The following is a 22,139-nucleotide window of genomic DNA, read 5'->3' on the forward strand; positions in this document are numbered from 1 at the left end:
TTGGGGCACCCGGGCTTTGTCCTACCGCATCAGTCCGTCGAATAGCCGGATGCCAATCATGCTGACAAGGGCGGCGAACGCGGTTGAGGTGAAGTTCACCAGATCATTTCCCAGCCAGCCCTTGCGTTCGACTGTGGCTCCCAGGACGCTGTCGAAGAGCAGGCCCAGGACGCCCGAAGCAAACACCAATGTGCAACTGGAGAGATCTAGACCGGAAGCCGGAATTCCTACATAGGCTACGATGGCTGCGGCCATGATTCCGGCGGTCGTCCCGATCAGGCTGACCGCGCCATCGGTTCCCGGAGGCACTTGGCGAAAACTTGCTAGCAGGTAGGTTTTTCCGCCGAAGGCTTGTCCGATCTCGGAAGAGACCGTATCGGCGGTGGCCTCAGCGAGGGCAGCGAGGACCGGCAGGTTGTAAATCACCATCCCATCTAAAACGGAGTGCAACGAGCCTGTGATGGTTCCCCCGTAACCCATAACGAGAGAGACTCCGAAGAAACCCCAGTAAGAGCTCAAGGCTCCAGCTACGCCAAGGTTTGCCACAATCTGCGCGGTCGTCCGGCCTCTGCGGTGTTCCGCAGAACTGGCTTCGGATTTTCGCTCGCGCCGGAAGCGTGTTGCGGAGAACGTGAGCAGGAAGAGAAAGATAAGTGGGGTGAGGCAGGAGTGGAAGATGGAGCCCCCGCCATGCATGAAAAGTCCCACCAGCGGGCCGGTGTAGAGCGTGATCAGAAAGCAAATTACGGCCCCGGTGAAGGCGGCAAACCAAGTGGCAGCTCGCATGCGCCACGTAGCCAGCGCAAAAAAGATGCTGACTGCAAAGACTTGTTCCAGATAGGCCACCGTCCGGTGATCGGCGAACGATTCCGTTCTGGTCTCAAACGCCAGCCAGCACAACACTGGCACGGCGATCCACACCAGAATCTTCGACTGGAGCCGGTCTCTTGCCTCGGGGATCGCTTTTTTCCACGGTCTGGCTTCGGGGATTGGGCTTACGTCCTGTGTCATTTGAGAGTCCAACGTCCGTCCCTGTCCGCATTGATTTAGAATCGTGACTTGAGCATAGCCAACATCGGCACGTCCGTGGGAGCAGTTTTGATTCGAGTAGATATGCACGTAGAAGGCGCGGCCACGCGGTCCACCGTTACATCCGGGCGGATTCGTCGACAGATTGCAGGTTTGGCCCTTTCGGCGGTGGCTCTGGCCGCCGTCGGCTGTGGAAATAACTACCGTCCGGTGGTCAGCGCGATCAATCCGGTGGGTCCGGCGGCGCAGCCGACCAAGTACGCGGTGGCGATCTCGAACCCGGGTTCGACGACCCCCGGCCAGGTGACGCTCGTCGATTTTTCGGGCGACACGATCATGGTCACGCCCAACATCGCGGCGAATCCGCAGTACCTGGCGCTCGATTCGGGCGGCGTTACCGGCTTCACGCTGCATGCGGACGGCACGCTGAACAGCTTCAGCATCTCGACCAGCCTGCAGACGCGCAATGTGCTGCAGTCGACGCTGCTCTCGGGCGCGGCGCCGGTCAGCATCTTTCCGGAGGGCACCTACGACTACGTCGCGCAGAGCGGACGGAACTCGATTGCGCAGATGACCGGTTCGCCACCGGCGCTGCGGCAGGAGATCTCGACCGGCGCCGGCACGGTCTATACCGTGGGCATCGCCTCGGCCCCGCGTGTGTACGCGCTGAGCCAGGGCACGGCGACCGGCGGCGTCTACCCGGCGGGTACGGCGACCGCCATCGACACGAGCACGAATACGGCGACGAACTCGATCACGGTCGGGTCGCAGCCGGTATACGGCGTCATGAGCGCGGATGCGCGGCGGGCGTTCATTCTGAACAAGGGATCGAACACGGTGTCGGTCATCAATGCGCAGACCAACCAGCTCGACTCGTTCCCCAATAGCCTGGGCGTTGCGGGCAGCACGATTCCGGTGGGCACGGCGCCGGTCTGGGCGGACTTTGCCCCGACACGGTCGGAGATGCTGGTGCTGAACGCGGGCAACGGCACGACGGCCGGCTCGGTGAGCATCATCAGCGTGCCGCTCTGCTCGCAGACGACGCTGGTGACGAACCCGAACTGCGACGTGACCAATCCGATCGACGCGAACGGCTTCGGCACGGTGTTGGCGACGGTGCCGGTGGGGATCAATCCGTCGGTGATCGCGGTGCTGCAGGATGGAACGCAGGCGTTCGTCTGCAACCAGGGCAACGCGGCTGCCGGCATTCAGGGCTCGGTCAGCGTCATCAACCTCGATTCGAATACGGTCACGGTGACGATTCCGGCCTCGAACGCGAGCACGGTGACGGCGACGGACCTGCTGGTTCACGGCAATCCGAACTTCCTTGCGGCCACGACCGGCACCCCTACGGGCAAGGTCTACGTGACGGCCGGGAACTCGACCGACCTGACGATCATCGAAACCGATACCGATACGGTGAAGACGCATCTGCCGCTCGGCGGGACGGGTGTGATGGTTCGGGTGACAGCCCAGTAAAGGCACGGAAACGGGAAAAGCAAGGGCCCGGCGAGATGATCGCCGGGCCCTTGCCTGTTTGAAGTTGCAGGGAACAGGGCGGAGATTGCTCCCCAGGCCCTGTTCGCTGTCTTTAGGTCGCCAAACCCTGCAGAACCACAGCGCCCTTGGTCGGCGCGCTGGTTCCGCCATCCTGCTCGATGCTGACGGCAAAGGCCTTGGCCTGGACGCCCTTCGGCAGCGTGGGCAAGACGACCGTGGCGCTGCCGTGGATGTCGGGCTTGAAGATGCCCGCCGGGATGGGGTCGTGGTTGTCGGCCGGAACCAGCCACAGCTCGTAGGTCTTGTACGGCTCCAACGGCTCCAGGTTGCTGGCGATGAAGACCAGCGAGCCCTTGTCGGCGAGGTACGCGGCGCGTCCCTCCGGCGGCGCCTTGGCTCCGGTTGCCGTGAGCGAGAAGCGCACCGCGGACGGATCCTGGATGGCTTCGAGGACGTTCTTCGAGAGCTCGGCGTCGGTGGAGAGCTTTGCAAGCTGCGTGCTCTGCGAGGTGACGGTGGTGCGCAGGCTCTGGCGCTGCTGGTAGAGGCTGCTGGCCTCGACCGCCAGACCGGCGGCGACGGCCCAGCCCACCCAGGGCAGCACGCGGGCGGCAGCGGACTTCTTGACCGGCTCATCGTCGAGCAGGGTGGATTCGCGCGGCGCGTAGGTGGCCACGGGCGCGAAGCGGTCGATCGGCACCGGCTTCTTCTCGCGTGCGACGTGCTTCATCAGACGCTGGCGTGCAAGCGCCGGCGGCGAGTGCATCTCGGCAGTGTGCGCGAGCGCGGCGAGGTCGCCCTGAATCTCGGCGAGTACGCGGCGCGCCTCGGCGCTGTGCTGCAGGTGCAGCGTGATCTCCGCGGTCTCCTCCGGGGAGAGCAGTTGCATCGCGTAAAGCGGCAGATCTTCTGGATCGATATGTTTGACCGGGATCATGATTGGAAGGCCTTTCTCAGAGTCAGCAAGGCGCTGCGGATTCTTGTTTTTACTGTTCCCAATGGGTCGCCGGTCATCTCTGCGATTTCGGAGTGCGTGAGTCCGTCGAAAAAGGCCATCTCAAGCGTCTTGCGCTGTTCGGGGGGCAGTACGGTGATGTGGGTTCTGGCGCGCTCGATCATGATATTGCGCTCGGCCTCGTCGGCGAGGTTGCAGGGCGCGGCGAGGGCGACATCGTCGATCGAATCCGACGGCCGTTTGCGGCGCAGGGCGTCGATCGAACGATTCCGGGACACAACCGCGAGCCAGCCGCCCAGGCTGCCGCGTGTTGCGATGAAGCTCTCCGGATTGCGCCAGATCTGCATGAAAATCTCCTGTAAAACGTCCTCCGCCGATGCCGGATCGCGCAGCACGCGCAACGCCACGGAGTAAACCACCTTGGAGTAGCGATCGAACAGCGAGGCCATCGCCTGCTCGTCACCTCGCTGGACCAGCGCCAGCAACGTGGCGTCGTCTTGTGGCGACGCCGGCGGCGTGTTCAGCATTCCCGTCTCTCTATACATAAAACGCACCTATGGTGAAAGCAGATTGCCGTTCGGAGTAAACACTTTATACATCAGGCAACTCTTCCAAATTTACGGGCAGACGCCGACTCGAAGATTACACGATGTTACCCACTTTACCGGAGATGCATGCGGATACGGTAGTCCTCTCGATCCACATGGCGCCGCGCGTTGATGGGGTCGTATCTGCGAAGATGAGTCTTGCGAGGAAATGCGTGAAGATTCGTTTGGATAAGTTGATGGTCGACCTGGGGCTGGCGGCGTCGCGGGAGCGGGCGCAGGCGCTGATTCTGGCTGGGCGCGTGCTGGTGGAAGAGCAAAAGGTCGAAAAGCCGGGGACGCCGGTCTCGGAAGAGGCCAATGTCCGGATGCTGGGCGAGGATCTGAAGTACGTCAGCCGCGGCGGGCTGAAGCTCGAAAAGGCGCTGGCGCACTGGAAGATCGATGTGGCGGGGCTGTCGTGTCTGGATGTGGGGACGTCGACGGGCGGGTTCATCGACTGCATGCTGCAGGCGGGCGCGGCGCAGGTGCTGGGCGTGGATACGGGCTACGGCCAGATGGCGGAGAAGCTGCGACAGGATGCGCGGGTGACGCTGCGCGAACGCTGCAACGCGCGGCTGCTGGGCGCGGGCGATCTGGTGATCGAGCCGGCGATCAGGTTCCTTGCCATGGATGTCTCGTTCATCTCGGCGACGCTGGTGCTGCCCTCCGTGCTGAAGGCGCTGGCCGCGGAGGACGAGATCTGGCGTGGCGGCGCGGTGATTCTGATCAAGCCGCAGTTCGAGGCGGGCAAGGAGAACGTCGGCAAGGGCGGCATCGTGCGGGATCAGGCGGCGCGGCAGATGGCGATCGACCGGGTCTGCCATGCGGCGCTCGATCTGGGAGGCACGGAGCTGGAACTGATCGATTCGCCGATCAAGGGGATGGAAGGCAATCACGAGTATCTGCTGTATGTGAAGTTCGGAGAAGCGGGGAATAGGGCTTAGGGAATAGGGTCTGTGGCCGAAAGCCGTTACACTGGAGAGACGATGCCCAAGGTTGCGATCATCTCCAAACCGCAGAAGCCCGAAGTGGCGCAGCTTCTGCCGGATCTGCTGTCCTGGCTGGATGGCCATGGATGCGAGCCTTTGATGGATCGCGAGAGCGCGGCGTCGATCCATTCGCCGCATGGCGTGGATCGCAAGCAGATGGCGACCTTCGCGCCGGACCTGATCATCGTGCTGGGGGGCGATGGCACGTTGCTGTCGGCCTCGCGCGCGTTCGCCCGCATGGAGATGCCGATCCTGTCGGTCAACCTCGGCTCGCTGGGCTTCCTTACGGAGATTCCGATCAGCGACCTGTATGCGACGCTCGAGGCATGGCTGGACGCAACGGCCGATATCGACGCGCGTTTCATGATGCATGCGGAGCTGTTTCGCGGCGGCGAGATGATCCGCTGCTGGGACGCGCTGAACGACGTGGTCGTCGCCAAGGGCACGATCGCCCGCATGGCGGACTACACGGTCAACATCGACCAGCAGTTTGTGGCGACCTTTCGCGCGGACGGCATCATCGTCTCGACTCCGACGGGCTCGACTGCCTACAATCTGGCGGCGAACGGGCCGATCATGATGCCGAGCGTGGATGCGATGATGCTGACGCCGATTTGCCCGCACCTGTTGACGATCCGGCCGATCGTGGTGCCGGCGGCGTCGACGATCAGCGTGCAGATCGATGGCGTGCCGAACCAGACCTTCCTGACGGTCGACGGGCAGGAGGCGGTGGAGTTGCAGCTTGGCGACCAGATCCACTGCTGCAAGTCGGAGTATAGCGTGCGGCTGCTGAGGCTGCGGCCGAATGGGTTGTTCAATGTGCTGCGGTCGAAGCTGAAGTGGGGCGTTCGGTAGGCTGCTTAAAGTTCCCAGGGATTGAGGAGATCGACGCCAAGGTTGGCGAAGTCTCTTGTGTTGCGGGTTACCAGCACCAGGTCGTGTTCGAGCGCGGTGGCGGCGATAAGACCGTCCACGAGCGCCAGAGGTCTTCCTGAAAGTTTGGCGTCGGCAGCCAGCCTGCCCCATCGTTCTGCGACCTCTTCTGTGATCGGAAGTATACGACCGGCGAACCAATGTCGTACGTCACCATCGAGCCACTGTTGCAGCTCCGTTCGCTTGCGGCTTACAGGGAGTGTGTCGATGCCCTTGCAGATCTCTCCGATGGTCATCACGCTGAGGAGTATGTTCCCCTGAGGAGTTCGATTGAGAAAGTCTGCAATCCGCAGATCGGGCCTTTCACGTGTAAGTTCGGAGGGGATGTTTGTGTCGACGAGAAAGCGCTTCACAGGTCGATGTCTCGGCCAAAGTCGCTCTTTCGATCGGCTTCAAAATCGATATTGAGGCCCCTCAGCGGCGCGAAAAGCTCGACAAAGCTCTTCGTTTCGGGGTGTGAAACAGTGGAGGAGACATCCTTGCGTGTCGCGTCCTCAAGCAGGCTGAGAGCATACGCGTCGATTTCCAATCCGCGCACTGCCGCCTGTTGAGCAAGTCTTTGCTCCATCTCCGGCAGAATGTCGAGAGTAATGGTCATAGCCTTACCTCCATCCACATTATGCCCGAGATCAAATCAACAGGCGTGATTTCATGGACTCCACGTAAGCCTGTTGGAAGCAGATTCTCTTCGAGAATGACAAATAAGAAAGGCCAGTGCAACAGCCGAAGCAGATCCTCCGCTGCACGAAGGATGACAATCCTTGCGGACTGGGCGTCGTCTAGCGCCTTAGCGACACTACTGGCCCGCCGATGGGGTGGCAGAAGACCTTGCCGTGGCTCAGGGCGATCTTGCGTTGCGCGAGCGCGGCCATCTCGGGGTCGTGCGTGACCATGACGATGGTGTGGCCTGTCTGGTGCAGATCCTTGAGCAGGTTGGCGACGATCTTCTGATTGGCCTGGTCCAGATTTCCCGTGGGTTCGTCGGCAAGCAGGATCGGCGGGTTGTTGATCAGCGCGCGGGCGATGCAGACGCGCTGCTGTTCGCCGCCCGAGAGCTCGCTTGGCAGGTGCTGCGCGCGGTGGCCCATGCCCACGCGTTCGAGCGAGGCGCGGGCCTCTTTTTCGTCCGTCATGGAGTGGAAGTACTGGGCCAGCATGACGTTTTCGAGCGCCGAGAGGTACGGGATCAGGTGGAACTGCTGGAAGATGAAGCCGATCTTGTCGGCGCGGAAGCGGTCGAGCTCTGTGGGGCTCATGGCGGCGAGGTCGGCGCCGTCGATCTTCAGCGTGCCGGCGGTGGGTCGGTCGAGGCACCCGAGCATGTTGACCAGCGTTGACTTGCCGGAGCCCGAGGGGCCGGTGATCGCGACCCACTCCCCGGCGACGATCGAGAAGGTGGCGTCGTCGAGCGCGCGGACGGAGGCGCCGCGGCCGGTGTACTCGCGGCTGACGTGCTCGAGCGCGATGACGGCGCACTCGGCGCGGGTCTGGTTCTCGTTGAGGCTGGTGGTGACGACTTCTGCCATGACTCTTCTATTCTCTCACTCGCCCTTCAGGAGCGAGGCGGGTTCCAGCGTGCTGAGGGCGCGCGCCGGGAGGAGCGCGGCCATGGCGGCGATGGCGAGGTTGAGCAACAGGACCAGCGGCAGCACCTGCGGACGGGGCAGCGTGGCGGTATGGAAGTTGGTCTCGCTGATGGCCCATGCGGCGGCCGAGCCGAGCAGCCAGCCGGTGGCGACGCCGGCGCTGGCGAGCAGTACGGTTTCAAGCAGGAAGAGCGCCATCATCTGGAGCTGGGTGCCGCCGAGCGCCTTCATCAGGGCGAAGTCGCGGCGGCGTTCGAGCACGCTGGCCGAGAGGGTCGCGAGGACCGAGACGCCGACGGTGAGCGCGATGAGCAGGACCGCGCCGAACATGAGCGCGTGGGTCTTGTCGACGATGCGGGACTCGCCCTCGACGAGCTGGCGAACGGGCTCGACCTCAAGGCCTGGGAGCTGGGCGCGGAGACGGCCGAGCGCGGCTTCGACCTGTGGGGCGCCGCCGGGAATCTGGACTTCCACGACGGTGGGGGAAGCGTGGGTCCAACCCGCAAAATCTGCCTGTGAGATATAGATGCGGGAGTCCTCGTCGCCGCCGGTGCGCAAGTGTCCGGCGCTGGCGAAGGTCTGCTTCTGCCCGGCGAAGGTGAGTGCGAGGGTGCGTTCGTCGGCGATGAAGTTCGCGGCCTTCTGGCCGACGAGGGCGGCGTTGGGCGCGGTGGGCCAGGCGTCGGCCTGCCAGGTGGAATCGATGGCGCGGACGGCGGGGAAGTCGACCCCGGCGACGACGACAGGCGTGCCCCGGTCGGTGGTGGCGACGGCGTAGGCGAAGGGCGCGGTGAGGGCTTCGGGTCCGGCTGCTTTCTTTACCTGCTCGGCGAGGTTTGGGGTGTTGGCCGGTGCGGTGACGACGATGTTTGCGCCGAAGCTGCGGAACTCCTTGTGGAGCTTGGTGTCGAGGCTGGCGTAGAGGGTGAGGAGCGCGGTGGCGACGCCGGCCGAAACGGTCATGGCGGTGAGGGCCGAGAGGCTGCGCGAGCGCCGGTGGATGAGCGAGCGGCGGATGATGCTGCCAAGGGTGAGCTTCATGCGTCCCCCCGGAGGATGGCGCTCGGGTCCTGCTTGAGGGCCGCGCGGATGCTGGGCGTGCTGCCGGCGATGGCGACGATGAGCGCCAGGGCCACGACGATGGGGAGCAGGACGGGGTTTAGCGCGTGGGTGGTCGAAACACCGCTGAAGATGTGTGCGCCGAGGGTGTAGGCCAGGGCCGATCCGGCGAGGTAGCCGATGGCTCCGGCGACGATGGCGAGGAGTCCGTTTTCGGCGTAGAAGAGCAGCGCGATGGCGGTGCGGCTGGCGCCGAGCGAGCGCATGAGGCCGATCTCACCACGGCGTTCGAGGACGGCGGTGGCCATGGCGGCAGAGACGGCGAATCCGGCGGCGAGCAAGGCGGCTGCGCTGATGAGCCACATGAGTCCAGAGATGCGTTCGAGGACTGTCCCCTCGGATTGCTCGACTTTGCGGACTTGCTGGGCGTCGGCGCCGGGGATGGCCTCGCGGATCTGGTACGCGATGGAGTTGGCGTAGGGGCGGCAGTACCAGATCTCGCGCTTGGCCGGGGTGAGGGTGTCGGGGTCCTGGCGGGCGAAGGCGTCTTCTGGCTTGGTTTGGGCGGAGATGTCTACGCGGGAGATAGCGTCGGGAGTTCCGTTGAGATTTTGGGCGGTATTCAATGTCATGAAAACTTTGTTCTCGGAGTCGTCACCAGAATCGAGAATGCCGTAGATAACCACATCGTCAATTCCGTTCTGTGCTCCCGGAATCGCTAGTCCCGCCCTCATGGGGACATGAATGTTGTACTTGGTTGCCAACGCACGTCCTACGACCAACTGACCGGGGCCTTTTGGCCACGAGCCCTCGATTTTCCACCATGGATGCAGTTGCGGCGCGCCAGTCATCGTGCCGCCTGTCAATGGGTGATCGAACCATAGGCCAATTCCAAGTAAGTCGTTCGCAGTAGCACCGCCGTAGATGGAGAGATCGACTTTAATTGGCAGTTCCGGACTGATGCCGGTGATGTTGTTGGCCCAGAAGATCGTCTTCAGCTTGGCGAGGTCGGACTCTTTCAGATAGGCGCCGCCGGTGGCAGGCTTGATGTCGACTCCGCCAATCTTCACGGCGAGCTGGTCGGCTTTGGGGGTGACGACGATGTTGGCGCCGTAGACGGCCAGCTCCTGGTGGATGCGGTCGCCGATGGTGGTCGCGAGGGCGAGCATTGCGGTGACGGCGGTGGTGCCGAGCAGAATGGCAAGGCCGGCGAGGAGCTTGCGGCGGCGCTGGCGGGCGAAGGATTCGTAGAGGAGGCGGAGGAACATCTTATGCGGCCTCCTGAAAAGCAACAGCAGATTCCCTGCGGGAATGACAAACAAAAAGGCGCAACGGCAAAGTTAAGGGCACGGCTTTAGCCGTGCCGACACCGCTGGTCGAGTCGCACGGCTTGAGCCGCTGAGGGCCTGGGCGGCGACCGTTGCCTGTGGAGATGAAAGCGTACCTCAGCGGCTGAAGCCGCAAACCTCCACGGCTTCTACGGCACGGCTGAAGCCGTGCCCTTAAGCAGGACCGTGTCGCGGGTGATGGCATTAGCGTTCGAAGACCGGGACTAGCGTCTTAAGGTCGGCGGCGGCGATGGTGATCTGGCCGTGCTCGTTGGTGCTCTTCAGCTGGACGGGGTTGCAGCCGCCGGGCGTGCCCATGCTCTGGGCGTTCAGTGGGCTGGCGCACATCTTGCAGGTGATGCCCTGCGAGCCGATGTAGAAGCCGACCGGGCCGCAGATCTGGCAGGCGTCGCCGACCGAGACGATGTTGCCGTCGGGCTTTTTGAAGAGCAGGAAGCGGACCTCGACGGAGCCGCCCTTGCCGTCGTCGACGTGGACGCCGTAGCGGTGCAGCTTGTCGTCGTTGATGTCGGCCGTGGGCACGGTGACCTGCTGGCCGACGAGGGTGACGGCCGAGGTCGGGCTGAGGGCGGTGCTCGATTTCGCGTAGATGAACTCGGCGGTCGAGAGGAAGATGAAGAGGAAGCTGGTCGAGACGACGGCGGTCATCCACATCTTCTCGCGGCGGGCGGTCCACTCGGCGCGGCGCTTGTCTGCCGGGGTGGCGTCGGCGGCGAGGGCTACCGGCTGGCGGCGGCGCTGTTCCATCAGGATCATCAGGCCGGCGAGCGCGAGCATCGTGACGAAGAAGAAGAGATCGTTGCGGACGATGGGGCCGATATAGCGCATCTCGGCGGTGCTGCTGGGCAGGACGCCGTTCTCGGATAGCTCATGCAGCCCGCTGACGACCAGCTGGAAGGTGACGAAGTAGAGAATGACGGTCGTGACGCGGAAGAAGCGCTGCAGGTTGATGCGGACGCTGCCACGGATGAAGAGCACGCCGAAGACGACCGAGACGGCGACGCCGAGGAGTGTGCCGGTGAAGCTGAGGATCTCGGAGGAGTTCAGCGAGACGGCCGATAGGATCAGAACGGTCTCGACGCCTTCGCGCAGGACGAGCAGGAAGACGAAGAAGAAGAGGCCGATCTGGCTGACGCCCTTCTCACCGCCGGTGTATTTCGCGACCTTCGATTCGATGTCGCCCTTCATGGAGCGGGCGGTCTTGTGCATGAACCAGATCATGCTGACGACGAAGAAGGCGGCGACGAGCATGACCCAGCCTTCGAAGATGTCGGAGTTGAACTGGGTGCGGGCGAGTACGACGGCGCCGGCGACGGAGGCTGCAATGGCTGCGGCGAGCGCCCAGAAGACGGTCTTTTTCAGCTCCTGGCGGCCGATCTTGGTGAGGTAGGCGAAGACGATGCCCACGATCAGGGACGCTTCCACACCTTCGCGGAGCGTGATAATGAATGCCTGCAACATTGCGAATCCCCGTACTTTCGGGCCGCTCGGATGGGGTCTGGAGCGGCGGTTGGCCTTGCGGTAAAGCAGTTTGCCGAAGCGGTGTAGGAGATCTTCGGTCCGAATTTAAGTGTAATGCGGACCAAATTGGTCGTCAATTTCCGCGGCGATGGAATTTGCAGCGTGTTCACAAACCAGAACAGTTTTTGGGTGATGCTGGAGCTATGGACAAACGTTGGTTGCGCAAAGTGTCTCTCGGAGTAGTTTTGCTGGCGGTGTTGCTGGGGCTTGGAACCGGCGCCGGAGTAGCCCAGGCGGGCAAACCGCCGGCGACCGTCTATCTGATTCGCCATGCCGAGAAGCCGGCGGGCAAGGAGGATATCAACCTGACGCCGGTTGGGTTCAAGCGTGCTGGGCTGATTCCGCTGCTCTTCAACCCTCCGGCGGCGAGCGGGCGGGTTGCGCTGCCGAAGCCGGATGCGATCTTCGCGACGCACCGCAGCAAGCACAGCGACCGACCGTATGAGACGGTCGCTCCACTGGGTCAGGCGTTGAATCTGCCGGTGAATCATGAGTATCTGGAGGAGGATTACCCGGCGTTGGCCCGGCTGCTGCTGAGCGGGCAGTACGCGGGCAAGGTGGTGCTGGTGGCCTGGCATCACGGGGTGCTGCCGCAGTTCGCGAAGGAGTTTGGCGTGACTCCGCCGTATACGCCGTGGCCGGATACGCAGTTCGATCGCATCTGGCGGATCGATTGGCCGGCGGGCGGCGGTGCGCCGGTCATTACAGATATTCCACAGTTCATTTTGCCGGGGGATTCGAAGTGAGGCTTCTCTCCAAAGGAGTTCCACGTCCCGGAAGCGAGACGCGGAACTCCCGGATCTCGAGCTACGAGATGGAGAGGATAGGGCAGGTGGCCTCGGCGAGCAGGCGCGGGGTCAGGCCGCGCTCGACGTGCTTGAGCCAGAAGCTGGACCGGCGGGAGCCGACGACGATGAGGTCGGCGTCGACCCTGGCGGCGAGGTTCAGGATGGCCTCCGCCGGGTCGCCCGAGGCGACGACGCATTTTGGATCGCACCAGTCGTAGACGTCCTCCGGGATCATGCTCTGCAGCGCCTTCATCGCGATCTCGCAGCCGGCCTCCCGTTGCGCGGGGTCTTCCGGCTGGTTCTTCGCGACGAAGCAGCAATGGAGCTTTGCGTTGCTGTCCTCGGCGAAGGAGAAGGCGTAGACGGCGGCCCTGGCTGCCTGCGGCGAGAGATCGGTGGCGTAGAGGATGGAGCGGAAGACAAGTGGGTCTTCGTTGGGGTCGCGGGCCAGCGGGCCGACGGTGAGAACGGGGCATTCCGCGCTGCGGATGAGTTCCTCGGAGGTGGATCCGAGGATCATTTTTTCGAGGCCGGACTTGGCGTGGGCGCCGGCGACGATGAGTCCGGCGGCGTGAGTCTTCGCCAGCGCGAGGATCTCTTTGGTCGGCTGGTGGCCGGTTGCGGTGACTGCCTCCGCCTTGATGCCGTCCGCGGAGAGCTCATACTCGAGCGCTTCAAGATTTTCCGCGGCGGCGCGCTGGCGGTAGTCGGCGGGGAAGCCCATGATGGCCTCCTCGTAGGTGATGACGTTGGCTGGGTCGAAGACGTTGACGACCTCCAGTGTGGACCCGAAGCGGCGGGTAAGCGCCTTCGCATAGGCGAGCGCCTTGTGGGAGACCATGGAAAAGTCGGTGGCGACCAGGATGTTGTCGACGGTGATCGAGACTTGTTCTGCGATGACGGGCATAGACACCTCGCGGACGTGGTGAACTCGCGTCCCGAGTACGATTGAACTCCCTGTGAAGCGACGGCGCTGTGACCGCCATCACACATGGCCGGGCATCGCTGTACAACGATCCACGCATCCTAGATTGGGGAGGGATCCGGATGAAAATTCTTGCATCGGTCTTGGCGGTTGGGTTGTTGGGGGCTTCTGCGTTTGCGCAGCAGGCTGCGGCGGTTCACGGTTGGATTGAAGATGGCATCGTGCATACGGCGGGAACGTCTTCCACGGATGTGAAGAAGAGCATTGCGGGCGGCGCGCCCTATGTGTTCGTCGACGATAAGTCGAAGAACGTATGGCGGATCGACAACCCGGATGTGGTGAAGGGGCACGAGGGACACCATGTGGAGTTTACGGGCAGCATGGATAAGGTGGCGATGACGATCCACATCGACAAACTTTCCATGCTGAAGAATCAAAAGCCTGGGCCTGAGCCGGAGGCGGTTGGGCACTGAGGCCGGTGGCGATTCGAGAAGCGGATCCTTCGCTTCGCTCAGGATGACACACGATGCTTAGGATGACACGCTATCAGGGTATGCAAAAAGAAGCGCCGCGAGATTCGCGGCGCTTTTCATTTGCTCATTTGTTCACACGAGGTTGTTAGAAGAGAAGGCGTCCACCCACCTGAATCTGGCGCATGTTGGCGCCGGAGTTGATGACGCCGAAGGTGCTGGTGCCCAGCGTTCCGCCAGGTGCGTTGGGGTTGACGAGGTTGAAGACGTTGGTGGACTCGCCGCGAAACTGGAACTTCACCCGGTCGTAGATGGGGAAGTCGCGGAAGATCGAGGCGTCGACGTTGCGGAAGCCCGGTGCGCTGAGGGAGTTCTCCCGGACGGTGCCGTCGAGTCCCGAGGGGCCTGCGCCCGCCGGGCATCCTGCCGCGCCGTTCTTGCAGTAGACCGAGGTGTCGAAGTACTTTGCGATCTCCGATGAGCGCGGTCCCTTGAGGGTGCGGGCCGTCGTGCCGGGCAGCAGGTTGGGCCGGTCGTTGTTGTCGCCGTCTAGGTTGTCGTCCGACCCGGTGGTGATGTTGAAGGGCTTGCCGGTGCGGAAGGTGACGATGGCGGAGATGGTCCAGCCGTTGAGCAGGGTGCGGACCACGGGGTTGAAGTGGCTGAAGTAGTCCGGCTTCCAGACGACCGAGGTCGAGCTCTGGTGGCGGATATCGTTGTCGCTGCGCTGCCGCTCGAGGCCGAGGTTGTAGTAGTCCTCGGGCTCGGTGCCGCCGGAGTTGCCGATGTTGCCGGTGGTCTGGAGCGACGCGCTCGCGAGAGAATGGCTCCAGATGTAGAAGCTCTTTACGCTGATGTGCTGGCTGAGGCGTTTTTCCAGCGTGATCTGCAGGCCGTGGTAGTTGGTGTTCTGTCCGTCCTCGATGACGTAGGCGTTCGAGTAGTACTTGGCGCCGACGGCGGGGTTGGCGCAGGCGGTTCCGGTACCGAAGGGCAGCGCCTGGTACGGACGGCGGCAGTTGTAGTTGGTCGCCGTGTTCATGCTGGGGTTGGCGGTGTTGTAGACGGGCGCGTTCCGGTCGATGAAGAGCGGAATCTTGCGGCTGAAGGCGCCCACGTAGTTGATGCTGATCGCCAGATCCCTGGTGAACTGCTGCTGCACGCCGAAGTTTGCCTGGGTGTTATACGGCCAGCGCATGCCCTGCTGGACGAAGACGAGCGACGAAGGCGAGACGTAACGCGGGTTGGTCTTGCTGTAATAGAAGGGGAAGGGCGAGACGCAGCCGGCGAAGTCCGCGCAGTCGGTGGAGTAGATGTGCTGCAGGCTGGAGACGTGGCTGAAGGCCGCGGTCTCGCGCACGGCGAAGGGCTGGAAGTTCTGCGAGAGCATCCACTCGTTGCCGGAGACGGAGTCGAAGAAGAGGCCTGCGCCGCCGTGGAAGACTGTGTGTCCTGTATTGAAGGGATCGAAGGTGAAGCCGAGACGCGGCGAGACATGGTTGTAGTTGGTGGCGACGCCGCCATCGGGTACGCCTGGGTCGCCGGGGAAGAGCTGACCGGGGATGGCGCTGGGCGAGACGCTGGACTGCGTGCCCGGGCTGAAGACCGCGATGCGGTGCTGGTTGTCGACCGGCGCGGTCTGGACGTCGTAGCGGATGCCGAGGTTGAAGGTCAGGTTGGGGATGACGCGGTAGTCGTCCTGCAGGAAGAAGCCGTAGTTCCAGTAGAGTTCGTTGGCGTCGTCGGGCGAATCCTGTCCCATGGTGTTGGGGTGGCCGATCAGCATATCGGCCATGCCGTTGCCGGTCTTGATATAGGTGGACTGGCCGGCGGCGGTGTTGGGGACGGTCGTGTTGGCGAAGGAGAAGGTTCCGTAGTTGTTCAGCAGCGTCTCGAGGCGATCCCGTTCGAGGTAGACCTCCGCGCCGATGTTGATCGTGTGTTTTCCCTTGGTGGTGCTGAAGACGTCCCGCAGGCCGTAGACGTTATCGCCCGCGACCGGGCCGCTGATGGCGTTGGCGAGGTGGAAGAAGCCGGCGACGCTGATGTCCGGCAAGGACGGCGTGCCCTGCACGGAGATGTCCGAGCCGTAGGCTGCTAGCGACTTTGCCGGTGTGCTGACGCGGCCGGCGAGCATGCGGGAGTAGCTGATCCAAAGCTGGTTGACCGAGCTCGGCGTTACCGTCCAGACGTCCGAGATGTTGGCGTTCTGCTGGCGGTAGACGTAGTTGTTGATGGCCCAGCCGGGAAGGTTCGAGCCGGAGGGAAGGCTGTTCTGCGTGCCGATGGACTGGAAGTAGTCCAGCGTGACGCGATGCTTCGGAAAGATCTGGAAGTCGCCCTTGATGAGGTACTCGTCGGTCTGGTTTCTCAGGCCGATGTTGCCGATGTAGTAGTTGTTATTGTTGCCGGTGTTGGGCGTCGGCATGGGGACGTTCTGGGCAAGGACGGCCGCCGCGACGGGGTCGGGCACGAAGTTCGGATCGAGGTCGAGGCGGTTGCCGGCGACTGGCTGGTGGGTGACCGGGTCGCAGACGAAGAACTTGCCGCCAAAGGCGGTGGTGGCTTTATCGGTCGCGTTCAACGTGGTGGCGCATGCGCCCAGACCGGTGGCCGGCGCCGTGGTGGGCAGGTTTTCGGAGAAGTTTCCGGCGCGTTGCAGAGCGTCCGGGACGACGGTCTTGAAGTTCTGCGGGGTGATCTGCCGCAGGCCGCCGTAGCTGCCGAAGAGGAAGATCTTGTCCTTCATGATCGGGCCGCCGACGGTCGCGCCGAAGCGGTTGATATGGTACGGGGTGCGCGTGGTCTGCTGATACGCGTTGGAGTTGAAGTTCGTCTCCTGGTGGAACTCGAAGACGGAGCCGTGTACGGTGTTGGTGCCGGACTTGGTAAGGACCGACATGACGCCCGCGCCGGTGCGGCCGTAGACGGCCGAGAAGTTGTTGGTCTCGAGGGTGAACTGCTCGATCGCGTCGGGGTTGGGGATGACGTTGCCGGTGTTGCGGACGCCGGTCATGTTCAGGCCGCCGTCGAGGTAGTAGCTCACCTGGCCGACCATGTTGTCGGACGCGCCGTTGATGATCACATGCTCCATGGGCACGCCGATGGAGTTCTCCTGCGTAACGTTCTGGACGCCGGGAACGAGGTTCAGCAGGGTGTAGGTGTCGCGGTTGACCAGAGGCAGGTTGTCGACCTCGCGGTTGTCGATGGTGCGGCTCATGGTCGAGTTGCCGATGTTGACGAGCGGGACTTCCTCGGTCACCGTGACGGAGGTGTCGGTGCTGCCAACCTCGAGCTTGTAGTCGAGCGAGACCTGCTGGGCGCCGTTGAGCACGATGCCCGAGCGCAGCTCCTGCTTGAAGCCAGCGGCGTCGATCTTGACGGTGTAGGGTCCGATGGGCAGGAACTCGGCGCGGTACTCGCCCTGACCGTTGGTGACGATGGTGCGGCTGAAGTTGGTCAGCGTCTGAGTGAGGACCACGTTCGCGTTGGGAATGGCCGCGCCGGTGGAGTCCGTGACGCTGCCGAACATCGTGGCCGTCGTGAGTTGCGCGTGCGCTCCGGCCGCGCTGGCGGTTATGAGCGCTGCGGTGAAGATTTTAGTGCCGAACCTGCTGTTCATCTACTGCCTCCTGAAGATACTTCCATTGCGGTCACCGGTCTGGCGCCGGGTGTTTCCTGTTACAGGTTGTAGTGTTGTGGCGTCTCAACCATCCTGACACCGAAGTTGAACTTTGATCCGCCTGCCTTGCTCAAAAGTGATGACGAGAGGCAGGCACTCGAAGCCGGGAACCAAGTTGAAGGTCCGTTCGTCCGAGAAGGCATGGAATCCATTGGGCGCATCGGTGTGGACGACCAGGCTGCCCGTCCGCCGGCGTATCCGTACGGTTCCCGAGTCGATCCGCTCGACCCGCTCGCCGGTGCGCGAGACGATGGGCAGGATATAGCGTGCGCCAGGCGCGTCCGGGATCTCCGCGGCGATCTCGACGGCATCCGCCGTCAGCGCATACGCGAGCTGATATTGGACGTCGCCCTGGGGTGGCGCGGCGTGGGCCGCGGTCAGGAGACGACCGGTCGCCTCGAAGTCGATCCGCGACGGCGTGGCCCTGGCGGTGAGCGTGGCGGAGCGGTCGTTGACACTGGTGAAGGCCGGTTTGCCCGGCATCTCGATGCGCGCGGTCAAGTCCATGTGCGGTCCGCCGCGAAAGGCCTGCTGGTTGGAGATCTCGACGATCTGGTACTCGGTCATGCTGGCGACGAGGACGGGCCCGAGGCGTTGGTGGTAGAGCATGGTCAAGGCTCCGCCGGTGGCGTGTCCGCCAGCCTTGGTGCTGCCGGGTTCGGTGTACTCCCAGTCGTAGTCGGTGAGGGTGGCGCGCCAGTCTCCGATGGAGGCGAGATGCATGCCGATCTCCTTATACGACCTAAGGCCGAACGCCGCATCCCTCGGAATGGCTACATATTTATCCCTCGCGAGGAGGTTGACGTCCGCCCGGTCGAGCACCGTCGCAAGCGCCTTGGCGTGGGTGAAGGTGTGGTGGATGCAGGGCAGATCGCCGTGCGTGAAGTAGTCCGGGCCGCCGTAGAGCAGGCCGTCGTGGGTGCAGGCGGCCATCAGCTCGGTGTTGCGGCGGGCGGCCTCAAGGAACGCCGGATCCTCCTTCGAGAGCAGGACATAGCCGGGCTGGCAGCCGTCGCTGGTGCGACTGCCCCACCAGGACCACTTGTAGTTGCGCGTGCCCCAGGAGTTGTCCCAGGCGCCATCCGGCAGCATGAACTCCAGGTGCGCGCGCAGGGCCGAGACGGCGCGCGCGCGGATCGTCTGGTCTCCCGTGACGATGGAGTAGAGGGCGAGCGCGGGGAGCGACTCCTCGACGTTGTAGCCGAGGTCGACCGGGCGGTAGCCCTTGGCGCTCGGCTTGGTGAACGGATGGCCTTCGCCGTAGAGCAGGCCGCCGGGGGTGAAGTAGTCGAGGCTGGCGTGGGCGAGTTCGTGACCGCGATCGAGGTAGTGTTGTTCTTCGAGAAGCTGTCCGGCGAGCGCGAAGCTGAGCGACGCCGTGACCGGGTAGTTGATGTTGCCGGTCTCGATGGAGATGAAGCCGTCGAGGAACTTCATCGCCGCGGCGAGGCGGCCGGTCCAGCGCGCGCGGGTGGCGGCGTCGAGCAGGTCGCCGTGGTGCGCCAGCGCCTCCGCCAGCGCGATGGCGCGGAAGACGGTGATCCCTTTCCACGAGCTGAGCATGACGTCGTTGATCCAGCTTCCGTCCGGCTGGCTGACCTGCCGTTCCGACCAGTCGTGTGCAAAGATCGCCGCCTGCACGTATTTGGTCTGACCGGTTGCGCGTGCTGCCGCCAGCAGAGGATAGACTGCGTCGCCGCAGCGCCCGTGGATCATCGCGCAGGACGGGCAGAGGAACGCACCGTGCGACGCCGGATCGGAGACGTTCGTCACCTGGTGGGCGATCAGGCCGTCGCACCAGCTTCGCAGCAGATCGGCGTACAGGCTGGGCGCGGCGGGACGGGCAGCCGCCGGTTCGGCGAAGGCGGGCCCAGCAGCAAACCCCGTGGCGAGCGCCGTCGCACCAGCGGTGGAGAGCCGGAGAAAGTCTCTGCGGTTGAATCCCGTATTGGAGTTGGCTGGGTTCACGTTGCGAAATACTCTTATCTCAAAACGCCACCCACACTGCGCCCTGAAAAGTGCCCTGACAAGTGACACACGGTTTGCCACCCGGTGGCTACCTCAAACCATTGCAAGGTATGGAGTTATGGTCTTGTGACAAACCGTTTTTCAAGCTCCGGACTGGCAGCGGAAACTGTGGTCTCTTCGCCACACCTGCCGCCAGCGAACCGGGCGCGGCGGGCGCTGTCTCGCGGAGGAAACGGCCTCCCGGAAGCAGGATGCCGTTTGGGCGGAGTGAAGTTTTCGGAGCCTACGCGCTCAGCACGGGGTCGACCCAGAGCAACGGCTGGCGGATGGGCAGGTTGCGGATGACCTCCAGCACGGTCGGGCTGGCGTCGAGACGCTGCCAGGTGGCGAGGTACTCGGGCCGGTGGGCGGCCTCGCCGGCAAAGAGCAGGCAGGGGCGGCGCGAGGGGAAGTCGTCGAAGTATTCGACGTCCCTCGGGTAGGACCACTTCGCCTTGTCCGCGATGGCCGGGTAGAGGAAGGCGATAGCCGTGGCCACTCCGGCGCCGTTCGGACCTTTGAACTGCCATAGGTCTTCGGAGGATGTGGACAGCGACTGGCAGAGGCCGGCGAAGACGTCCGCGTCGAAGAGGCTGTAGCTATAGGGCTTGGTGCGGGCAAGCTCCTGCGGCAGGCTGCCGTCGGCGGCGATCTGGCCGGGGACGAGCAGCGTCTTGAACCGCTCGCGACAGAGGGTGGTCATATCCGGGCGGCGGGCAAACTGCGAGAACTCCGCCATCTGGAGCACCCAGCATGTGCCGTGGTTGTTCTTCGCCTCTTCTTCTTCCTTGCCGTTCTTCGAGGTCGCCATCCAGTCGACGTAGCCGGCGAACCAGGCGCGGATGGGTTCGATCTCGTCTTTTGGCAGACCGCCAAGCGTGTCGACGACGCGGAGCGCACGCACGACATCGACAAGCTGCAGGGTATCGATGACGCCGATGCCGCGGCCCCTGGTGACGCCGGTGATGGCCTGGGCGTACTCGAGGTTCGGGTTCATCCGCGTGGCTGGATCGACGAACCAGGCGTGCAGATGGAGCGCGAAGTGCCGGAGGTAGCGCGGGTCGTGGGTGAGCCGCCAGGCTGCGGCGAGCGTCGGCGCCTGGACGCTGAGGCGGATCAGCGCCTCGCGGTGGTCGTTGAAGTTGGCGGGATTGGAGAAGCCGTCGCGGCGGATGTAGGGGCCGGCGGGATTCTTCGGGTCGGGCCACCAGTAGTCGCCCTCGGAGAAGTAATCGTGCGGACCGCCCTCACTGCGCGGGCTATGGGAGGCGGTAACGGTGATGGGTTTCTCCTTGAGATACTGCCGCGCCGCGGCGACGATTCGTTCGCGGTCGACCCTGGCGACGAGGTTGTAGGCGGATTTCGAGGTGGGGCCGGTCTGGGCAGGGCTACGCAGAGCGAGCGATCCGGTGGTGGCGGCGATGCCGGTCAGGAAGCTGCGTCGTGTGAGTGGCTGCATGCGCTGGTTCTCCAGTCATCACTCTGGGGCTATCGGTCGCCGTTGGCAAGTGACACACGGTTTGCATCGGAAAGCTCGCCAAGATCAATGGAATGTGCGGCATGCGCAGAGGCGCTCAACGTGTCAAACGTGTGGGAGACGGACTTTCGAGCGCCTGCATCGTATGGCGCGACGGGCGGCTGGAGATCTCGCATGCGCTTCAAGGTAGAAAAGAAGACCGGCGGAAGATGGTGTGCTCACATCTTCCGCCGGTCTTCTTTTCTTTTTGTCTAAGAAATTGTGTAGAGAATCTCGATGATGGTGCGCCCGGAAGGATTCGAACCTCCGACCCTTTGGTTCGTAGCCAAATGCTCTATCCAGCTGAGCTACGGGCGCACATTGCTTTGTTGCAACTGATTTAGATTATCGAACTTTTTCCCTCAGGGCAAGCCCAAGTTTTCCACTGCCGGCGCTAGGCGGCGGGAGCCTCGACCGGCGGCGGCGGTGGCGGGGGAACGATGAGCGGCACGTTCTCGACGATATCGAGGCCGGCGCGGCGCAGCAACTGGTGCACCACAGGCTCCGACAGGCGGGTGGCGTCGTACTCGATGCGGACGGTCTTCTCGACCTCAAGAAAGTCGATGCGGCGGATGCCGTAGACATCGCGAACCTTGGCGAGGGCGAGCATGGCGGCTTCGGACGGGAGTTTGCCGTAGCGGTAGAGAACATCGACTGGCGTCATGGCTTTGATTTTAGCAGCAACAGCAAAGACAGATGCAGATCCTTCGCTTCGTTCAGGATGACAAACTTCCTGGGTTATTTAGAGCTTGTTGATGTAGTCGACGATCTCGGAGCTGGTCCATTTCTGGGACGAGACGAACTTGCGCCGAACGACGCCGGTCCTGTCGATGATGTAGCTCTCGGGAATCTTGGCCGTGCCGTAGAGCGCGGGGATGCGGCCCGAAGGATCGCGCAGGCTGAGCAGGTCGACGTGGTACTGGTCGAGGAAGTTTTTGTAGACGACAGGGTCCTCGTCCTGGCTGATGGCGACGATGTCGACGTTCGGCATCTGGCGCTGGAGCGCGAGCAGGCTGGGCAGCTCGTCGACGCAGGGCAGGCACCAGGTGGCCCAGAAGTTGACGATGACGACGTGCCCGCGCAGTTTGGCGAGGTCGACCGAGCGGCTTCCGTCGGCGAGGGTGAACTGAGGCGCGGGGGAGCCGATGAGGCCGGGGTGGTCGCCGCGGTCGCAACCGGCGGCGAGGGTGAGAAATGTCAATGCGGCGAACAGGGTTCGGAATGCTTTCGGCACGGTTTGCTC

The 22,139-nt window shown here is 63.5% G+C and carries 20 protein-coding genes and 1 tRNA gene; 5 read left to right on the top strand and 16 right to left on the bottom strand.

Translation table 11 applies throughout. The features are described from left to right. Positions 1-21 precede the first annotated feature (21 nt). Positions 22-1,011 (bottom strand): DUF92 domain-containing protein, encoded by a 990-nt coding sequence (locus CHB87_RS10645; protein WP_089408406.1) that lies wholly within the window; start codon positions 1,009-1,011, stop codon positions 22-24. 102 nt (positions 1,012-1,113) lie between these two features. Here CHB87_RS10645 and CHB87_RS10650 point away from each other — a divergent pair, with 102 nt between their 5' ends. Beyond that, complete coding sequence (locus tag CHB87_RS10650) at positions 1,114-2,508, top strand: YncE family protein (protein WP_089408407.1); 1,395 nt, start codon at positions 1,114-1,116, stop codon at positions 2,506-2,508. A 112-nt stretch (positions 2,509-2,620) separates the two neighbouring features. Here the strand turns inward: CHB87_RS10650 and CHB87_RS10655 are convergent, their stop codons facing one another. Together CHB87_RS10655 and CHB87_RS10660 are read right to left on the bottom strand one after the other, a co-directional pair. Continuing rightward, a complete protein-coding gene (locus CHB87_RS10655; protein WP_089408408.1) occupies positions 2,621-3,466 on the bottom strand; it encodes an anti-sigma factor in 846 nt (281 codons plus the stop codon). Then, entirely contained in the window at positions 3,463-4,011 is a 549-nt protein-coding gene (locus CHB87_RS10660) for a sigma-70 family RNA polymerase sigma factor (protein WP_245817933.1), read from the bottom strand. Before CHB87_RS10660 ends, CHB87_RS10655 begins: the two co-directional genes overlap by 4 nt. Positions 4,012-4,244: 233 nt before the next feature. On the opposite strand from CHB87_RS10660, the gene CHB87_RS10665 reads away from it, so the two are divergent. Together CHB87_RS10665 and CHB87_RS10670 are read left to right on the top strand one after the other, a co-directional pair. Next, complete coding sequence (locus CHB87_RS10665; protein ID WP_089408410.1) at positions 4,245-5,015, top strand: TlyA family RNA methyltransferase; 771 nt, start codon at positions 4,245-4,247, stop codon at positions 5,013-5,015. Between the two features lie 42 nt (positions 5,016-5,057). After that, complete coding sequence (locus CHB87_RS10670) at positions 5,058-5,915, top strand: NAD(+)/NADH kinase (protein ID WP_089408411.1); 858 nt, start codon at positions 5,058-5,060, stop codon at positions 5,913-5,915. A 5-nt stretch (positions 5,916-5,920) separates the two neighbouring features. On the opposite strand, the gene CHB87_RS10675 is transcribed toward CHB87_RS10670, so the two are convergent. From CHB87_RS10675 to CHB87_RS10700, 6 genes are all read right to left on the bottom strand, one after another. Further along, positions 5,921-6,346, bottom strand: coding sequence for a type II toxin-antitoxin system VapC family toxin (locus CHB87_RS10675; RefSeq protein WP_089408412.1), 426 nt, complete (start codon positions 6,344-6,346; stop codon positions 5,921-5,923). Next, entirely contained in the window at positions 6,343-6,591 is a 249-nt protein-coding gene (locus tag CHB87_RS10680) for a hypothetical protein (RefSeq protein ID WP_089408413.1), read from the bottom strand. The genes CHB87_RS10675 and CHB87_RS10680 overlap by 4 nt, the downstream gene beginning before the upstream one ends. Before the next feature lie 181 nt (positions 6,592-6,772). Next, positions 6,773-7,519, bottom strand: coding sequence for an ABC transporter ATP-binding protein (locus tag CHB87_RS10685; protein ID WP_089408414.1), 747 nt, complete (start codon positions 7,517-7,519; stop codon positions 6,773-6,775). A gap of 15 nt (positions 7,520-7,534) precedes the next feature. Continuing rightward, complete coding sequence (locus CHB87_RS10690; RefSeq protein ID WP_089408415.1) at positions 7,535-8,620, bottom strand: ABC transporter permease; 1,086 nt, start codon at positions 8,618-8,620, stop codon at positions 7,535-7,537. Beyond that, positions 8,617-9,906 (bottom strand): ABC transporter permease, encoded by a 1,290-nt coding sequence (locus CHB87_RS10695; protein ID WP_089408416.1) that lies wholly within the window; start codon positions 9,904-9,906, stop codon positions 8,617-8,619. Before CHB87_RS10695 ends, CHB87_RS10690 begins: the two co-directional genes overlap by 4 nt. A gap of 264 nt (positions 9,907-10,170) precedes the next feature. Then, entirely contained in the window at positions 10,171-11,448 is a 1,278-nt protein-coding gene (locus tag CHB87_RS10700; protein WP_089408417.1) for a Fe-S-containing protein, read from the bottom strand. A gap of 218 nt (positions 11,449-11,666) precedes the next feature. Here CHB87_RS10700 and CHB87_RS10705 point away from each other — a divergent pair, with 218 nt between their 5' ends. Then, a complete protein-coding gene (locus CHB87_RS10705) occupies positions 11,667-12,254 on the top strand; it encodes a histidine phosphatase family protein (protein ID WP_142988301.1) in 588 nt (195 codons plus the stop codon). 61 nt (positions 12,255-12,315) lie between these two features. Here CHB87_RS10705 and CHB87_RS10710 read toward each other — a convergent pair whose 3' ends face one another. Then, positions 12,316-13,203: a universal stress protein gene (locus tag CHB87_RS10710; RefSeq protein ID WP_089408419.1), complete on the bottom strand. Its 888-nt coding sequence runs from the start codon at positions 13,201-13,203 to the stop codon at positions 12,316-12,318. 140 nt (positions 13,204-13,343) lie between these two features. On the opposite strand from CHB87_RS10710, the gene CHB87_RS10715 reads away from it, so the two are divergent. After that, positions 13,344-13,694, top strand: a complete 351-nt coding sequence (locus CHB87_RS10715; protein ID WP_142988302.1) for a hypothetical protein — start codon at positions 13,344-13,346, stop codon at positions 13,692-13,694. A gap of 145 nt (positions 13,695-13,839) precedes the next feature. Here the strand turns inward: CHB87_RS10715 and CHB87_RS10720 are convergent, their stop codons facing one another. The 6 genes from CHB87_RS10720 to CHB87_RS10745 form a co-directional block, all read right to left on the bottom strand. Continuing rightward, a complete protein-coding gene (locus tag CHB87_RS10720; protein ID WP_089408421.1) occupies positions 13,840-17,313 on the bottom strand; it encodes a TonB-dependent receptor in 3,474 nt (1,157 codons plus the stop codon). Positions 17,314-17,397: 84 nt separating this feature from the next. Further along, positions 17,398-19,341: an ulvan lysase-like protein gene (locus CHB87_RS10725; protein WP_089408422.1), complete on the bottom strand. Its 1,944-nt coding sequence runs from the start codon at positions 19,339-19,341 to the stop codon at positions 17,398-17,400. A 283-nt stretch (positions 19,342-19,624) separates the two neighbouring features. Further along, positions 19,625-20,839 carry an alginate lyase family protein gene (locus CHB87_RS10730; RefSeq protein ID WP_089408423.1) on the bottom strand — a complete coding sequence of 405 codons (1,215 nt, stop codon included), beginning with the start codon at positions 20,837-20,839 and terminating at the stop codon, positions 19,625-19,627. A gap of 298 nt (positions 20,840-21,137) precedes the next feature. Continuing rightward, positions 21,138-21,214, bottom strand: a tRNA-Arg gene (locus CHB87_RS10735). Between the two features lie 76 nt (positions 21,215-21,290). Next, positions 21,291-21,560, bottom strand: a complete 270-nt coding sequence (locus tag CHB87_RS10740; protein ID WP_089408424.1) for a hypothetical protein — start codon at positions 21,558-21,560, stop codon at positions 21,291-21,293. A gap of 78 nt (positions 21,561-21,638) precedes the next feature. Continuing rightward, positions 21,639-22,130, bottom strand: a complete 492-nt coding sequence (locus tag CHB87_RS10745) for a TlpA family protein disulfide reductase (RefSeq protein WP_089408425.1) — start codon at positions 22,128-22,130, stop codon at positions 21,639-21,641. Positions 22,131-22,139 lie beyond the last annotated feature (9 nt).

Source organism: Granulicella rosea, from assembly GCF_900188085.1.
GTDB classification, from domain to species: Bacteria; Acidobacteriota; Terriglobia; order Terriglobales; family Acidobacteriaceae; genus Edaphobacter; species Edaphobacter rosea.

What these genes read in the sequence shown, in the direction of transcription:
- CHB87_RS10645 (WP_089408406.1), bottom strand. Translation starts at nt 1,011, where the DNA reads ATGACACAGGACGTAAGCCCAATCCCCGAAGCCAGACCGTGGAAAAAA.
- CHB87_RS10650 (WP_089408407.1), top strand. Translation starts at nt 1,114, where the DNA reads ATGCACGTAGAAGGCGCGGCCACGCGGTCCACCGTTACATCCGGGCGG.
- CHB87_RS10655 (WP_089408408.1), bottom strand. Translation starts at nt 3,466, where the DNA reads ATGATCCCGGTCAAACATATCGATCCAGAAGATCTGCCGCTTTACGCG.
- CHB87_RS10660 (WP_245817933.1), bottom strand. Translation starts at nt 4,011, where the DNA reads ATGCTGAACACGCCGCCGGCGTCGCCACAAGACGACGCCACGTTGCTG.
- CHB87_RS10670 (WP_089408411.1), top strand. Translation starts at nt 5,058, where the DNA reads ATGCCCAAGGTTGCGATCATCTCCAAACCGCAGAAGCCCGAAGTGGCG.
- CHB87_RS10680 (WP_089408413.1), bottom strand. Translation starts at nt 6,591, where the DNA reads ATGACCATTACTCTCGACATTCTGCCGGAGATGGAGCAAAGACTTGCT.
- CHB87_RS10685 (WP_089408414.1), bottom strand. Translation starts at nt 7,519, where the DNA reads ATGGCAGAAGTCGTCACCACCAGCCTCAACGAGAACCAGACCCGCGCC.
- CHB87_RS10690 (WP_089408415.1), bottom strand. Translation starts at nt 8,620, where the DNA reads ATGAAGCTCACCCTTGGCAGCATCATCCGCCGCTCGCTCATCCACCGG.
- CHB87_RS10695 (WP_089408416.1), bottom strand. Translation starts at nt 9,906, where the DNA reads ATGTTCCTCCGCCTCCTCTACGAATCCTTCGCCCGCCAGCGCCGCCGC.
- CHB87_RS10700 (WP_089408417.1), bottom strand. Translation starts at nt 11,448, where the DNA reads ATGTTGCAGGCATTCATTATCACGCTCCGCGAAGGTGTGGAAGCGTCC.
- CHB87_RS10710 (WP_089408419.1), bottom strand. Translation starts at nt 13,203, where the DNA reads ATGCCCGTCATCGCAGAACAAGTCTCGATCACCGTCGACAACATCCTG.
- CHB87_RS10715 (WP_142988302.1), top strand. Translation starts at nt 13,344, where the DNA reads ATGAAAATTCTTGCATCGGTCTTGGCGGTTGGGTTGTTGGGGGCTTCT.
- CHB87_RS10720 (WP_089408421.1), bottom strand. Translation starts at nt 17,313, where the DNA reads ATGAACAGCAGGTTCGGCACTAAAATCTTCACCGCAGCGCTCATAACC.
- CHB87_RS10730 (WP_089408423.1), bottom strand. Translation starts at nt 20,839, where the DNA reads ATGCAGCCACTCACACGACGCAGCTTCCTGACCGGCATCGCCGCCACC.
- CHB87_RS10740 (WP_089408424.1), bottom strand. Translation starts at nt 21,560, where the DNA reads ATGACGCCAGTCGATGTTCTCTACCGCTACGGCAAACTCCCGTCCGAA.